Raw genomic sequence first — 15,322 nt, forward strand, 5'->3', positions numbered from 1 at the left:
CGGATCGGGACCTGTACGCACTCATAACCGAAGTGGCGGCAGATCTCGGCGATGATGGCCCCGCGATCGGATTTGCTCGTGAATACGCAGGCCGGGCGTCCCCGCATGAGCGCAAAAAGAGGGAGGTATTTGCCGTGCCAGAAGCAAAACAAGACCCGCTGATGCTGATCCAAGATCTCGTCGAGGCGATCGAGACCGTCATAGCGTTTCCTCCAAGTCACCGATTGTAGACGCAGTAGGCAAGCCCACAGCCATCCCAGCAACCGCGTCTTGAAATCCGCCCCTGTCGCCGACGGCTCGGCGCCCTTGCCGGGATGATTTTCCAGCCCGGCAAGGGCGTTCTGGCTAGGCCAGGCGCGCGGGTCTTCGGTGCCCCTCGGCCCCACTTCCCAAACGAGGCTCGGCCGCAGCGACTCGCCCGCGGCCTGCACCACGTTGCGCAGGATCCGCCACTCACCCCGCAGGCGGCGAAACGCGATGTCCCAAAGGGTATGATCGCGCATTCTTTGCGTGGGCGCGGTGGCCCGCAACGAGGCGTAGAGATCAAGCGCCCGCGCCGCGGTTCCGCTCATATCGAAAGCGGAGGCCGTCCGTTGTGCGCCTTCCCGCAACCGTTGGCGCGCCTCGGCGCCTAGCGCGGCGACCCACGCGAGGGCGGCCACGAAGCACTCGGGGTCTTCCCGTTTTAACAGACGTCCGTTGTCTTCATCGCGCAGCATCTCGCGCACCCCCGACGCGTCGAGTGCCACCACCGGCACGCCGGCGCACATGGCCTCGGCCAGCACCATCCCTTGGGTTTCCGTGTGGGACGCGAAGGCGAAGACATCCATCGCCTGGTAAGCGTCGCTGAGATCGCGCTGATCAAGCGCCCCCGTGAGAATCAGCCGCTCCGCGAGACCCGCGCGGGTGAAGTCTGTTTGCAAGTCCTCGCTTGCTGGTCCACTGCCGACGATAAGACAATAAGCGTTCGGGTTTCCCTCCAGGAAGCGAATGCCGGCCTCTGTCAGAAAACCCAGGTTCTTTTCCGCGGCTAAGCGCCCGGCGTGCCCGAGCACGAACGCCCGCGCCGGGATCCGATACTTTCTCCGAAACGCTTGCCCATCGCCACCCGCGAAGAGCGGCAGATTGATACCGGTCGGGATCACCTGAATCGGGGTTTCGACGCCGCGCTCGCGCAGCAGCTCGGCCACCGTTCGGCTCGGCGCGATCACCGCATCGCACAGGTTGCAATAACCGCTGACGAGGTCCACGACGAAATGTTTCATCGTTTGCGAATCCCCGGGGGCGTAGTGGGTGTATTTCTCGTACATCGTATGGTAGGTGAATACCACCGGGAGACGGCGCGCCGCGGCGACGCGCAGGGCCGTTCCTCCCAACAGGAACGGATGATGGGAGTGGATGATCTCGGGGCGAAATTGCTTGAGCGCCGCCACCAGCCGCAGAGGCGCCGGCATCGGTACCGAGAAGGCGCTGCCATTGATGTCCTTGACGGCCGGAAAGCGGATCACGCCGCGTTCGTTCTCGGGGGTGCTCTTGAAGAGCGGCGCCGCCACGAGCACTTGGTGGCCGTGGGCCCGGAACGCGCCGGCAAAGCCTTCCACGCTGCGCGCAACGCCCCCCACGTGCGGTGCGTAGGTGTTGGTCATCATCAGGATATTCATTGTTGGTTCATTGTTGTTCTTCTAGCCCGCGGACTCTGTTATCGCGGCGTGCGCCGTGGCGCGGGCCGTCCCGACCGAAGTGTAGGTTCTGGGACAGCGTTTCTTCTAGTTGCGATTCTAATGATACGCGCTAACTGAGCCAAGCACCGCGCAACGTACACGGAACACCGGCTATAATAGCTGAGGCGGCAGGATGACCCGCCGCAATAATATATAACAACCGGCGCTCACCGTTCATGGGCAGCGCCACAACGATTGGAGGCAGTGAACTATGAGTCAGATCTTACAAGAAGTGCTGGCTGCGAATGCTCAGTATGCGGCGAACTTTGGCGATAAGGGCAAACTAGCGATGCCGCCGGCGCGGCATTTTGCCATACTGACCTGCATGGACGCCCGCCTGCAGCCCTCGAAATATGCCGGGCTCACCGAAGGCGACGCGCACGTCATTCGCAATGCCGGCGGACGGGCCAGCGATGACGCGATCCGTTCCCTGGTCATTTCCTACAAACTCTTAGGCACGCGGGAATGGTTCGTCATCCATCATACCAATTGCGGGATGGAATTTTTCACCGACGAGGTGATGCGCGGTCTGCTGAAAAACAGTCTGAAGACCGCCGCGCTCGATGCCGGCGGTTTTCGCGATGTCGGCCCCGGACCGGGCGCTTCGGAAGGCGACTATATCGACTGGCTGACCATCAAGAATCAGGAGCAGAGCGTCACGGAGGATGTGCGGCGGATCCGCAGCCATCCCCTGGTGCCTCGGGACATCCCCATCTATGGGTGCATTTACGACGTCGGGACCGGCCGTCTCAACGAAGTCAAGGAGGCGATGGCCGTAGGCCAAGCAGCGTAGTTCCACGGGGGCGCGGGGTGATGCCGACGCGGTTCCTATCGGCACGACGCGCACCGGGGAACCGTCGTAGTAAAGGAAACTAAAATGAAAAGGCTTACCCTGATTAATTTCATGCTTGCGGCATCGGTCATGGTGCTGGCCTCCTTCGGGCACGGCGTGGCACGGGCGGACGAGACCTGCATGTCGCCTTACATGGCCAAGATCGTGGGCCAGGAGGATTTTGCCTATGTCTGGACCTTGGGACAACAGGGCGTGGGCGACGAGCAGGACAAGCTCGTGACCATCGACGTGAACCCCAAATCGGCCAAGCACGGTTCGGTGGTTCATACCGTATCGGTCGGCGGACGCAACGAAGCCCATCACGGGGGATTCACCGATGACCGTGCTCACTTTTGGGCGGGGGGGCTCGACACCAGCCGGATCTTCATCTTCGACGTGCGTACCGATCCCTCGAAACCGCGCTTGGTTAAGACCATCGAGGACTTCGTCGCCAAGAGCGGGGGCGCCGTCGGGCCGCACACTTTTTACGCCATGCCGGGCCGGATGCTGATCACGGCGCTGTCGAACCATCGCGACCACGGGGGCCGCACGGCGCTCGTGGAATACACCAATGAGGGCAATTACCTGGCGACTTATTGGATCCCCACCGACGACAACCTCCAGGGCGCGAAGAAGGCGGGGTCTTACGCCGATGGCTATGGGTACGATGTGCGCGCGCTCCCGAGACGCAATGTGTTGGTGACCTCCTCGTTCACCGGCTGGTCCAATTACATGATGGATTTCGGCAAGCTGCTGCAGGATAAAGAGGCGATGAAGCGCTTCGGCAGCACGGTGGTCATCTGGAATCTGCACGCGCGCAAGCCCAAAAAAATCCTCGATGTCCCGGGGGCGCCGCTCGAGATCCGCTGTGCCTGGCAGCCGAACCATAATTATTGTTTTACGTCCACCGCCTTGACGTCGAAGATCTGGTTGATCCACGAAGACGCGCAAGGCGAGTGGCATGCCCAGGCGGTAAGCGACATCGGGGATCCGAGCAAGACCCCATTGCCGGTGGATATTTCCTTGAGTTCCGAAGACGATTTTCTCTGGGTCGATAGTTTCTCGGACGGCATGGTGCGGCTTTACGATGTGCGCGATCCCTTCCATCCGAAACAGATTTACGAGAAGAAGGTCGGGGCGCAACTCAACATGGTGTCGCAGAGCTGGGATGGGAAACGGCTTTATTTCACCAGCTCCTTGCTGGCCAACTGGGACAAGAAGGGCGCGGACAACGAGCAGTTCTTCAAGGCCTTCCAATGGGACGGGAAGCAACTGAGCGAACGCTTCGCCATCGACTTTACCAAAGAAAAACTAGGACGCCCGCATATCATGCGCTTCGGCGCGTATGCCTTGTATGCGCGGAGCACGCCGAGCGAAAGCTTGCGCGTCGCGGCGCACGAGTAACAGCGATCTGCGCGCTAGCCTCCTCGTAACGGTTCTCATCGGATGGCTTGCGGCGGGGTTCGACGCCCTCGGGCAGGCTATTAGCCTAAGCTACCCCGAAGCTGGGTCCTATGAATTACCGCCTCTGAAACCGGCGGGAGACGGCACGGTTGTGACCAGCGGGGGCGCGGTCACGACCTTACACGAGCTTTATGCAGGCAAGCTTGTTGTTCTGAGCCTTGTCTATACCCGCTGTGCGGACGCCCAGGGCTGCCCGTGGGCGACGGCGCTGCTCGGCATAGCTAGAAAGCGGCTCGAGCGAAACGATCCCGAGATCTCCTCTCGGGTGCGTCTCATCACCCTGAGCTTCGACCCCGGCCATGATACCCCCGGCATCATGCGGCGCTACGGCGCGCGTTTCGCGCAGGACAGCGACTGGGTGTTCGCAACCACCGATTCGCCCGCGGCCCTCGCGCCGATCCTGCAGGCCTACGGCCAAAATCTGCAAGCGGAACCCTCACAGGCAGTAGGCGGGGGTCTCGCCCACCTGTTGCGGGTATTTTTGATCGATGAAAATCGCATGCTCCGAAATATTTATGGCGCTTCGGTGCTCGATCCGGCGCTCCTCGTCAATGATCTCAAAACCCTGGTGCTGGAGCAGGAAGCGCGCTTCGCCCGGCCGCGTTCAGGCAAGGCGGACAAACCCGAGAAGCGCGGTGCCGATTTAATGCGCTGGGTGCTTGACCCGCCGCTCGGTCTCCCCCAAGCGCCCGTGCCCGCGGACAACCCCCTGACCGAACCCAAGGTGGCGCTTGGCCGTATGCTCTTCTACGACCGCCGCCTGTCGTTGAACAATACGATGTCTTGCGCCATGTGCCACATTCCGGATCAGGGTTTCACCAACAACGCGCTCGCGGTGCCGGCCGGTATCGAAGGCCGCTCGGTGCGCCGCAATGCCCCGAGCCTGTACAACGTGGCTTATCAGAAACATCTTTTTCATGACGGGCGCGAGAGTTCCTTGGAAACCCAAGTCTGGTCGCCGCTCTTGGCGTGGAACGAGATGGGAGCGCCGTCGGTGGGATGGGTACTCGATAAAGTGCGTCGATTGACGGACTATCAAGGTCTTTTCGAGCGGGCCTTTGGCCGCCCCGCGGGTATGGCAACGATCGGGCAGGCGATCGCAAGCTACGAGCGCACGCTGATTTCCGGCGACACCCCCTTCGACCGCTGGTACTACGGACGGGATAGCACGGCGCTCGGCCGCGAAGCCCAACGCGGCTTCAAGCTCTTTACCGGTAAAGCGCGCTGTGGCGCCTGCCACGCGCTCGGACATGATCACGCGCTATTCACCGATCAGCAACCGCACAATACCGGCGTTGGCTGGCAACGCTCGATGCACACGCACTCCGAGGAGGCGGCGGTCCCGATCGCACCCGGCCTCAACGTGGCTAAGCATCTCGTAGACGCGGTGCGCGAGCCGCCTGTCAATGATCTCGGCCGCTATGAGGTGACGCAAGACCCCGCCGACCGTTGGCGTTACAAAACGCCCAGCCTGCGCAACGTTGCGTTCACCGCGCCCTATATGCACGATGGATCCTTCGCGACCCTCGCCGATGTGGTCGTCTACTACAACCGCGGGGGATATGCCGCACCGGAGCGGGAGATCGAGCCCCTCGGGCTTTCAACGATAGAAGAGAACGATCTGGTGGTGTTTTTGGAAAGCCTCACGGGGGACAACGTCAGAGAACTCGCCGCTGATGGTCTCGCGGCCCCCATCGGCGATCCCAAAGCGTCCGCACGCGTCCCCTAGCGCGAGCGGCGGCACGCAATGGCCGTGGAAGCCGTTCGGGCAAAAAAGCGCTTCGGCCAGCATTTTTTGCGGGATCGCGAGGTGCTGGCGCGCTTGCTCGGGGTGATTCTTCCGCATTCCGGACAATGTGTGGCCGAGATCGGGCCCGGCACCGGTGCCCTGACGCGCCCGCTCCTCCTCGCTCTGGGTGAATTGCATGTGGTCGAGATCGATGCGGGTCTCGCCAAAGCGCTGAGAGCGGAGCTTGCCGCTTGCGGCCGGCTCGTGGTCCACGCGATCGATGCGCTGAAGTTCCCGTTTTCTTCCCTCGCCGGGGAGGGCCGGCGGCTCCGCATCGTGGGAAACCTGCCCTACAACATCTCCACGCCGCTGATGTTTCACTTGTTGTCGGAATCGCACTGCATCGAGGACATGGTGTTCATGCTCCAACGCGAGGTCGCGGAGCGCATCACGGCCTCTCCCGGTACGCGCCAGTATGGGCGGCTGAGCGTAATGGTGCAGTACCTCTGTGAGAGTGAACTGCTGTTTGAGGTGCCGCCGGCCGCGTTTGATCCGCCGCCCAAGGTGTATTCCTCGGTACTACGGCTCGCACCGAGGCGGACGCCGCTCCCCGTTGCCGATAGGACCCTGTTCGAAGACTTAGTACGCCAGGCGTTTTCCCTGCGCCGGAAGACGCTACGTAACGCCCTCAAGGGTTGGGTCGACGAAAGCGTGCTGCGTAGCGCCGGAATCGACCCCGGCTCACGAGCCGAAACCTTAACGCCCGGCAACTATGTGCGACTAAGCAACGTGGCAGCAACGCGGTCCGGCCTAGCCATCGGCGAATAGCGCCGGAGATCCCCGCATGCCGCCTAAAAATACCGGATCAACCACGGCCGCTTGGTTACCCACAGAATCTGTGGATAAGTTTGTGGACTGTTTGCGCGAAAACCTCCTTCCCCCTTTATGTGACGGGCTTTTTTGCTAGATCGATGAGAATTTAATCAATGATCAAATATCTTTATATATCTTATAGTTACGGTACACATGCCGCGAAGACCCGCGATCTGGCTGGAGCCCCGCCACCGGCAGGCGGAGGCTCGCGGGGGGCTGTGCGTAAGAGGCAAACCCTAGGCCATGCGTTCGAGAAACGGCCGTGCAGCGCACCATCAAGGTCATTCCCTCCGTAACAGCTCGATGACCGGTCCCGTGGCGGGTCTTACCCGGCGCCAAATGGAAAAGGCCTCGGCGGCTTGCTCGACAAGCATCCCTAAGCCATCCAGCGCCCGCGCCGCCCCGCATTCGAGGCCCCAGCGCATAAAGCGCGTCGGCTCCGGCGCGTAGACCAGGTCATAGCACCAGGCGCCCGCGGCCAGGATCCCCGCGGGCAAGGGAGGCAACTCAGCGCCGAGGCTGGCCGCGGTGCCGTTGATTACCGCATCGAACTGCTGGCCGGCGAGGGCGCCGTATTCATAGATTGAAATCTCGCCCAGCGGGCTGAACCTTTCGTATAAGGCGCGGGCCTTGGATAGCGTTCGATTGGCAACCACGAGACGGGCGGGTCTTTGCTCCATGAGGGGTCCTAACACACCCCGCACGGCTCCGCCTGCGCCCAAAACTAACACTCGTTGGGCCTGGAGACTGCCCCCGTGATTGCCAAGATAGTCACGCAGGAATCCGATGCCATCCGTGTTGTCGCCGTGGTAACGGCCTTCTCCATCGCGCCACAGCGTATTCGCCGCCCCAGCCGTTTCGGTCGACGCGGAGCGCAGGGATGCGAACGCCCAAGCCTCTTCCTTGAACGGGAGCGTGACGTTCATGCCGCGTCCGCCGGCGGTAAAGAATTCCAGCGCCGTCTCGCGAAACCGGTCGAGCGGAGCAAGGAGCGCTTGGTAGTCGATCCGTTCTCCTGTTTGCTCCGCAAACGCCTGGTGGATCCGTGGCGAGAGGCTATGCCCGATGGGGTTACCGACCACGCAGTAGCGGTCGCAGCGCGGATCACGCTGGGAAGGGCCGGACATACCCGCGTTTTAAACGCCCACGCGGGCTCCCAGGAATGGAGATCAACCCGCGTAGGTCAACGCATTGATTAGCATAGGGGTTCGATATTAACATGCGCGACTGTCAAACTGCCGGTATCGCATCCAAGACATATCCAAGACATCCATCCGGGAGGACAATGCATGACGACGCCTGTCTGTGCTCAGAAAGCCCCCTACGCGCTCGATCTCAATGCGGGGCCCTATTGGTGGTGCGCGTGCGGCCGATCCAAGAGTCAACCCTTTTGCGACGGCTCGCATAAGGGCAGCGAATTTTCGCCGCATCAGTTTACCCTGAGCGAGAGCCAGAAAGTCTGGCTGTGCGGCTGCAAGCAGACCGGATCACCGCCCTATTGCAACGGTACCCACAAGAAACTCTGAGGAGCCCGGCAGCAGGCTACAAGGCGTCCGCCCCCGACTCACCGGTTCGGATGCGGACCGCTTCGCCCAGACTAACGACGAAGATTTTGCCGTCACCGATCTTGCCGGTTCTGGCCGTTCCGCTGATGGCCTCGACGATTCGGTCCACCTGATCGTCGCTCGCGGCCACCTCGATCTTTATCTTGGGTAGAAAGTCCACGACGTATTCGGCGCCCCGGTAAAGCTCGGTATGGCCTTTCTGCCGGCCGAATCCCTTGACCTCGGTCACCGTCATGCCCTGAACGCCGATCCTCGATAACGCATCACGGACGTCGTCGAGCTTGAAAGGTTTAATGACTGCGATGATAAGCTGCACGCCAACTGGCTCCCTTGCGTTGTCGCCACATCGTAGCCTCTTTGATCCGGCAGCACAACCGAGGGAACGATGCGCTCAGGAGGCCGCGTAGCTTAACTACGGATGGGTACACGCACCGGATTTCATTCCCTCCCCCTTGCGGGGAAAGGAAGATTTCCGGGGTATTAATCGACAGCTAGAGATTGTACGCTTTCTCGCCGTGGAGATTCACATCCAGCCCTTCGCGTTCGGTTTCCTCCGTGACGCGCAGCCCGATGATCAAGTCCACCAACTTGTAGGAGATGAGGGCCACGATCGCGGACCACCCGAGCGTCACCCCTACGCCCCAGGCTTGACTCGTGACTTGGGTCGCGATCGAATAGTCGGGCGCGACCGCGTTGGCGACATAGTCCCACACCCCGGTGCCGCCGAGGTCCGGGGAGGCGAAGACCCCGACGCCAAGCGCGCCGATGATCCCGCCGATGCAATGGACGCCGAACACATCGAGCGAATCGTCATAGCCGAAGAGATGCTTGAGCCCGGTCACCGCCCAGTAGCAGATCATGCCGGCGAGGAAGCCGAGGGCGATCGCCCCCATCGGTCCCACCCATCCGCAGGCGGGCGTGATCGCGACCAGGCCCGAAATCGCGCCCGAGGCGACGCCGAGCATGCTCGGCGTGCCCTTGCCGATCCATTCCGCGAACATCCAGGCGAGCGCCGCCGTCGCCGTCGCCTCCAAGGTATTGATAAATACCATGGCGGCCAGCCCCGTGGCCTCGAGGTTAGAACCGACGTTGAAGCCGAACCAGCCGACCCAGAGCAGGGAGGCGCCGACCATCGTGAGACCGACGTTATGCGGCGCCATATGCTCCCTCCCGTACCCGATCCGCTTACCCACCACCAGCGCGCCGACGAGCCCGGCGATCCCGCAGTTGATATGCACTACCGTCCCCCCCGCGAAGTCGAGCGCGCCTTTCTGAAAAATGAAACCGGCCGTGGCCGTCGCGGCGGCCGCGGCATCGGCATCGGTATAGGCATCCGGACCGGCCCAATACCAGACCATGTGCGCGATAGGCAGATAGGCGAACGTGAACCACAACGCCAGAAACCACAGCACGGCCGAGAACTTCATGCGCTCGGCGAAAGCCCCGACGATGAGCCCCGCGGTGATCGCGGCGAAGGTGAGCTGGAAGGCGATATAGATGTACTCGGGGATCACCACGCCTTTACTGAAGGTGGCGACGTTGGAGTCCGCGGTGACGCCCTTGAGGAACAGCTTATCGAACCCTCCGAAAAAGGCGTTGCCCTCGGTAAACGCGATGCTGTAGCCATACGCGGCCCATAACACCGATATGAGACAGAAGGCGACAAACACCTGCATCAGCACCGAGAGCATGTTCTTGGCTCGCACCATGCCGCCGTAGAAGAGCGCGAGCCCCGGAATGATCATGAGGATCACGAGCACCGTCGCGACGATCATCCAGGCCGTATCACCCTTGTGGGGTGTGGGTGGAACGGGCTCCGCGGCCGGCGCGGTTTCCTCGGGTGCCGCCTCTAAAGGGGCAGGCGCCGCGGATGCCCCTGGCGCGGCCTCGGTCTCTTCGGCCTGCGTACCGGTTGCCGCATCCTCTTGAGCCTGCGCCGCCGCCGGCAGGCCGCCGCCCAATGCCGCCACCAACGCCAACACCATCCCTATGCACCGCATGGCGGCGCCGATCTCGATAGACATCGCGAATACCTCCCGGAACAAATTATCTAGCGTTTTTATAGCGCGTCTGGCCCGGTCTCTCCCGTACGAATACGCACAACCTGAGACAGTTCGTAGACAAAAAGCTTCCCATCCCCGATCTTGCCGGTGCTAGTCGCCTTGATGATCGCATCGACGACCTTATCGACCTGGTCGTCGCTCACGGCAACTTCGAGCTTGATCTTGGGTAGGAAATCCACCACGTATTCCGCCCCGCGGTAGAGCTCGGTGTGCCCCTTTTGGCGCCCGAAGCCCTTGACCTCGGTCACGGTGATGCCCTGCACGCCGACCTCGGACAAGGCCTCGCGGGCGTCGTCAAGCTTGAATGGTTTGATGATAGCGGTTACCAACTTCATGTTGCGATTCCTAAGGATTGAATTGACCAGTTAGCTGATTGAAAGGCGCTCCCACATGGGCTAGAACTTCCTGGAAATCGTGCCGAGCACCGTGCCCCCGCATTGTTCGGAGCCGACCCCACAAAACGAGGGCTCGTTCTCGGCGTTCCAGTAGCTCACGTCCAAACCGAATCCCAAGACCTCTCGCGAAAGACCGACTCTCCAGTCGATGTAGTCGCCGAGGTCATCGACGTCTTGGTAACCCACATGGAAACCAAGGCCAAGACCGTAAGGCAGTGACAGACCGAGCGACCCATCGAGATAGACGGCATCACCGGTCTCGCGGTAGTAATCCGGCGACCAGTACACCGTCGCTGAGGTTGCCGGTTCGAAGGGTACCCCTAGGAACTTGTAGCTCAAGCCGGCCTTGGCCTCGACATAGTCCGCCTCGAGAGGTTGTGCCAGACGCTCGTCGTCGCCTGGATAATGGTAATAAATCGCGCCGAGATCCCAACCGATACCGGTATCCGAGAATTCACCTCGAAACCCGCCGTACCAATCGATTTCGATCTCCCCATCCGACGTGGCGTTATCGACGTTCGACGCCCACGCCCCGAGATAGATCCCCCAGGGCGTGTAGTTGTATTCGAGGCTGCCCTGGACCGAGGGACTGTTGTCGGTTTGTGAAATACCGCGGAAGAGATAATCCGTCGCTAATGCGACGCTCCCGGCCGCCACATGCGGCGATTCCTCTTGTGCAAAAGCCGCCGTGGATCCGGCCAGAACCGCAACCAATATCGATATCTGCTTCATGGGTTCCCCCTGAAAGTTTAGTTGTTTAATGAGGCCAGGGCACAGCGTGTGCCATAACTATATGGTAGCAACAACTGTCGTGTTTTCCATCGGTTATTATTGTTTTTAATACTACTAAAAAAGTATTCACCCGTTAAGTGAAATCCTTAGCATCATCATAGCCCAAGACTATCCGTGTATGCACCATGATAGAGCACTCGTAGAGGTTTCGACGGTCTATTTGATGAAAACCTTACCGGCCTAACCGCCTCGGCATAATTCATCGCGCAACGATAAATACTCGCGGACGCCCAAGATACTCTTGATTTCATCGAACCCGACCATTTTTTCGGCGAGGGCCCGCGTGTGTCCATCGCGGGCAAAGACCTGCGCCATTTCGCGCATAGCCTTGGCGGTGAGTAATACCGAGTCGATCGGCGCGACCATGATCTTGAACCCCATTTGCTCCAGATCGCGCACGCCGAGTAGGGGGGTCTTCCCGAAGGCGAGCATGTTCACGAACTTGGGGTAAGGGACCCGGCGGCAGATAGTCTCGAGTTCGGCGAGGGACAGGGGGGCTTCGATGAAAGCCACATCCGCGCCGGCGTCGCAGTAGCGGTTGATGCGATCGATCGCATCGTCCAAACCGTCCGGTTCGCGCGCGTCGGTGCGCGCAATGAATAGAAAATCCGCATCGTAGCGGGCACGTACGGCGGCCTTGAACTTGAGCACCATCTCCTGCGCCGGGATCACTTGCTTGCCTTCAAAATGACCGCAGCGTTTCGGAAACACCTGGTCCTCTAGGATGATCCCCGCGGCACCGGCGGTTTCGAATTCGCTAATGCAGCGCATGACGTTATGCAGATCGCCATGTCCGGTGTCGCCATCGGCGATCACGGGAATCGCTACGCGCTGGGCCATTCGCCGTACGGCGTCCGCCATCTCGCTCATGCCCAGAAAGTTAAGGTCGGGCAGACCATAAAGGCTGGCGCTGGTCCCGAATCCGCCGATGAAAACCGATTCGAACCCCGCTTGTTCGATGAGCACGGCCGTCAGCACATCGTGCGCTCCGAGCGAACGGATGATCCCCGGTTTAGCGAGCAGCTCGCGGATCCGGCGCGTGGGTGGTTGTGTCATAGGTCCTCCCGTGGGGGTTATTCACTACTACCCCGCCGCTTGCGGCGGGCACTTTAGCATTGGGGTTTCCAAAGGGGAGTAGTGCACTCTTTCCTTTGGTCGCCTGCGGGGTGCCCCGCAGGCGAAATATTTTGACTTACGCCTCAATGATACCCATGAAGCGCGTCGTGGACGACGGTTTCGGCTATAATTCGTCGCAGCACTCCGTTACAATCGCAATGGCGGCGGAAGCTTAACGGGCCCTACACCGACCGTCGTATGCACAGTCTTATCCCTAGAATTCTGGCGATCACCGCCCTGGTCGCTGCGGTTGGCTTGCCGCGGCTTTGGGCGGGTGCCACCGCGGAGCCTTACGGCCGAAGCGAGGTTGAATCCTTCGCATCGATCATCGAGTACGTCATTCCGCGAGCCGGCGCCGCGCCTTACTCGGTTGCCGTGAATAGGTTCGGCGTGGCATGGTACGTGGACCAAGCGAACAGCCGTATCGGGCGCGTGGACCCGGAAACCGGCCAGATCAAGGATTTTGAGATGCCGAGCCCCGGTGCGGCGCCCCATGGGATCGCCATCGGGCGCCGCGGACGCATCTGGTATACGGCCACCAAGCTCGGGAGAATCGGGGTCTTGGACACCCAGAGCGGGAAGATCATGGAATACTCCCTCCCGCCAGGTGCCAAGGATCCTGACACACTCCTCATCCATAAGAGCAGGATTTGGTTCACCGCCCAGCGCGCCAACGCCTGCGGGTACCTGGACCCGCGCACGGGCGGGGTCGTTGTTTTGCCGGTGACCACTCCCAAGGCGCGACCGCACGACCTGGCCGTGGCGCCCGATGGCGGGATTTGGGTCACGCTGTTCGGGACGCACAGGCTCGCCCGCATCGATTCCAAGGAGGCGACCCTGCGCGAAATCGAATTGCCGTATAAGGATGCCCGCCCCCGGCAGCTCGCGATCGACGCCGGCGGCAACATCTGGTACACCGATCCGGCGCGCTCCAAGCTCGGCCGTTACGATCCGAAGACCGAGCGCTTTAAGGAGTATGACACGGTAAACCGAAACGCCGGCCCGACCGCGATCGCCATCGGCCAGGATGGGCGGATCTGGTACAACGAGTCCTACACCAACAAGATGGTCGCCTTCGATCCCAAAACCAAACGCAGCGCTACGTTGGAGATCCCGACCGAAGGCGCCATCGTGCAACAAATGGTGGTGAACCGGAAAGACGGCACCTTGTGGCTGGCGCTAAGTAACACGCAGCGGATTGGCCGCATTGATGTAAGGCCCGCCGCGAAGGCGCGTACCGATCGCCCCAAGCGCGCTGAGGATGCTCCCGGTTCTAGGTGAGTCCGCATGTGCCTCATCCTTTTATCCTACCGGCAACACGCCCGTTATCCGCTCGTGATCGCCGCGAACCGCGATGAATTCTATGACCGCCCCAGTCAACCCGCGCACTTTTGGGAGGACGCCCCGTGGATTCTAGCCGGCCGGGATCTCGTCGGGGGCGGCACCTGGTTCGGGATCACCCGATCGGGACGTTTCGCGGCCGTAAGCAACATCCGCGATCCGAAACCCGCGCCGGAGAATGCTCCATCCCGGGGGCTGTTGGTCAGCAAGTTTTTGCGCGGGGACCCACCGCCTCGCGCCTATCTCGCGGAAGTCGCTCGGCAAGGTCCGCGCTACAATGGCTTTAACCTGCTGGCCGGCGACCACGACGAGATCGCTTACTACAACAATCGCACCAGGGAGATCCTAACGCTCGCGCCCGGTTTATACGGGCTCAGCAATCATCGCTTAGACACCCCGTGGCCGAAGGTAAAAAATGCTAAGGCTGCTCTCGCGAAAATCCTCGGGATGCCCGCCGCCGAGCCCGAGGCGATCCTGGAAATGCTGGCCGATAGGACCCTGCCCACTGATGACTGCCTGCCGGACACCGGAGTCGGCCTCGTGCGGGAGCGCGTGCTAGCATCGATTTTTATCACGAGCGAGAATTACGGCACCCGTTGCAGCAGCGTTCTAATCCAGGATCGCGATCGCCGCGTAAGATTCGTGGAACGCAATTTTTCGCCGGAAGACACCCGGCGCTCGGACGGTCGAATTCAAGTTCGATATCGATAACCCGGCAACAGCGTCTGTCATCTCAACGTCGGCACCGCTCAAAAAGCTCATACACCACGGGCAAGACCAATAAGGTCAGTACCGTGGACGACAAGATCCCGCCCCGTGGCTTTTCAGCTTGATGTCAGGTACTCCGATTAGCATGTCACCTCATCCCGGACCTCGGGAGTTCCCATAATCAACTGAAGCAGGAGAATGAACCATGAACCGTTACTGCGACATGCTCAACCCTGACCTTGTCCTGGGGCTTACATTAGGTACCGCTCTAGTCATCGGTCAGGCGGCCTAAGCCGAACAAGCTGAGCCGTCAGTCAAGTCTCCGAACAGCGCGATGATCGGCTTCGAGCAAATCCGCCAACGCGTCGAGACAGAGAACCCCGGTGCGCGCGCCGAGGAGTTTGCGGCCGCCGAGCGGCGTCTTGGCGAGCAGCGGAACCAAGCCCGAGGAGCCGGAGACCAGTTGGCCGCCGCGAGCCGCGAGCGGGACGCGGCCGTGGAGGCGCGCCATGAAGCCCAGAATGCGCTGGACTGGGCCAGGTTTCAGCAAGAACGCTTGCAGCGGGAGATCGGCGCGATCGCGCAGAACCTGCAATCCCCGCGGGGAGAGCAAGTCAAGCGCATCCGGCAACTGCGCCAGGAGCGAATAAGCCTGCCTCCCGCGTGGCGCGGGCGCGAAGCCCTGGAGGCGCTACGGGCGGAATACCGTAACGAAAGCATCGT

General features: G+C 61.2%; 15 protein-coding genes. 8 read left to right on the forward strand and 7 right to left on the reverse strand.

Annotated features, from left to right (window positions below; translation table 11 throughout):
• Positions 1–1,661 (reverse strand): glycosyltransferase (locus M3436_13875; GenBank protein ID MDQ3565171.1); only part of this gene is annotated, 1,661 nt, incomplete at its 3' end.
• Positions 1,662–1,932: 271 nt separating this feature from the next.
• On the opposite strand from M3436_13875, the gene M3436_13880 reads away from it, so the two are divergent.
• The 4 genes from M3436_13880 to rsmA all read left to right on the forward strand — a co-directional run bounded on the left by M3436_13880 (position 1,933) and on the right by rsmA (position 6,574).
• Complete coding sequence (locus M3436_13880; protein MDQ3565172.1) at positions 1,933–2,514, forward strand: carbonic anhydrase; 582 nt, start codon at positions 1,933–1,935, stop codon at positions 2,512–2,514.
• Between the two features lie 111 nt (positions 2,515–2,625).
• Positions 2,626–3,957 (forward strand): selenium-binding family protein, encoded by a 1,332-nt coding sequence (locus M3436_13885; GenBank protein ID MDQ3565173.1) that lies wholly within the window; start codon positions 2,626–2,628, stop codon positions 3,955–3,957.
• Positions 3,908–5,746 (forward strand): SCO family protein, encoded by a 1,839-nt coding sequence (locus tag M3436_13890; protein ID MDQ3565174.1) that lies wholly within the window; start codon positions 3,908–3,910, stop codon positions 5,744–5,746. Before M3436_13885 ends, M3436_13890 begins: the two co-directional genes overlap by 50 nt.
• Before the next feature lie 18 nt (positions 5,747–5,764).
• Entirely contained in the window at positions 5,765–6,574 is an 810-nt protein-coding gene (rsmA, locus tag M3436_13895; protein MDQ3565175.1) for a 16S rRNA (adenine(1518)-N(6)/adenine(1519)-N(6))-dimethyltransferase RsmA, read from the forward strand.
• A gap of 326 nt (positions 6,575–6,900) precedes the next feature.
• Here rsmA and aroE read toward each other — a convergent pair whose 3' ends face one another.
• The gene (gene aroE / locus M3436_13900; protein ID MDQ3565176.1) at positions 6,901–7,746 is read right to left on the reverse strand and encodes a shikimate dehydrogenase; all 846 of its coding nucleotides are present in this window, start codon (positions 7,744–7,746) and stop codon (positions 6,901–6,903) included.
• Positions 7,747–7,908: 162 nt separating this feature from the next.
• Between aroE and M3436_13905 the strand changes: the two genes are divergently transcribed.
• Entirely contained in the window at positions 7,909–8,145 is a 237-nt protein-coding gene (locus tag M3436_13905) for a CDGSH iron-sulfur domain-containing protein (GenBank protein MDQ3565177.1), read from the forward strand.
• A gap of 16 nt (positions 8,146–8,161) precedes the next feature.
• Here M3436_13905 and M3436_13910 read toward each other — a convergent pair whose 3' ends face one another.
• From M3436_13910 to M3436_13930, 5 genes are all read right to left on the reverse strand, one after another.
• Positions 8,162–8,500 (reverse strand): P-II family nitrogen regulator, encoded by a 339-nt coding sequence (locus M3436_13910; GenBank protein MDQ3565178.1) that lies wholly within the window; start codon positions 8,498–8,500, stop codon positions 8,162–8,164.
• 175 nt (positions 8,501–8,675) lie between these two features.
• A complete protein-coding gene (locus M3436_13915; protein ID MDQ3565179.1) occupies positions 8,676–10,208 on the reverse strand; it encodes an ammonium transporter in 1,533 nt (510 codons plus the stop codon).
• 35 nt (positions 10,209–10,243) lie between these two features.
• A complete protein-coding gene (gene glnK / locus M3436_13920; protein ID MDQ3565180.1) occupies positions 10,244–10,582 on the reverse strand; it encodes a P-II family nitrogen regulator in 339 nt (112 codons plus the stop codon).
• 60 nt (positions 10,583–10,642) lie between these two features.
• Positions 10,643–11,374, reverse strand: coding sequence for a TorF family putative porin (locus tag M3436_13925; protein MDQ3565181.1), 732 nt, complete (start codon positions 11,372–11,374; stop codon positions 10,643–10,645).
• A gap of 240 nt (positions 11,375–11,614) precedes the next feature.
• Positions 11,615–12,490, reverse strand: coding sequence for an oxaloacetate decarboxylase (locus tag M3436_13930; protein MDQ3565182.1), 876 nt, complete (start codon positions 12,488–12,490; stop codon positions 11,615–11,617).
• 258 nt (positions 12,491–12,748) lie between these two features.
• Between M3436_13930 and M3436_13935 the strand changes: the two genes are divergently transcribed.
• From M3436_13935 to M3436_13945, 3 genes are all read left to right on the forward strand, one after another.
• Positions 12,749–13,831: a hypothetical protein gene (locus M3436_13935; protein MDQ3565183.1), complete on the forward strand. Its 1,083-nt coding sequence runs from the start codon at positions 12,749–12,751 to the stop codon at positions 13,829–13,831.
• A 6-nt stretch (positions 13,832–13,837) separates the two neighbouring features.
• Positions 13,838–14,602: an NRDE family protein gene (locus tag M3436_13940; GenBank protein ID MDQ3565184.1), complete on the forward strand. Its 765-nt coding sequence runs from the start codon at positions 13,838–13,840 to the stop codon at positions 14,600–14,602.
• Between the two features lie 331 nt (positions 14,603–14,933).
• Positions 14,934–15,322 (forward strand): hypothetical protein (locus M3436_13945; protein MDQ3565185.1); only part of this gene is annotated, 389 nt, incomplete at its 3' end.

It is taken from the genome of Pseudomonadota bacterium, assembly GCA_030859565.1.
In the GTDB taxonomy this organism is placed as follows: domain Bacteria; phylum Pseudomonadota; class Gammaproteobacteria; order JACCXJ01; family JACCXJ01; genus USCg-Taylor.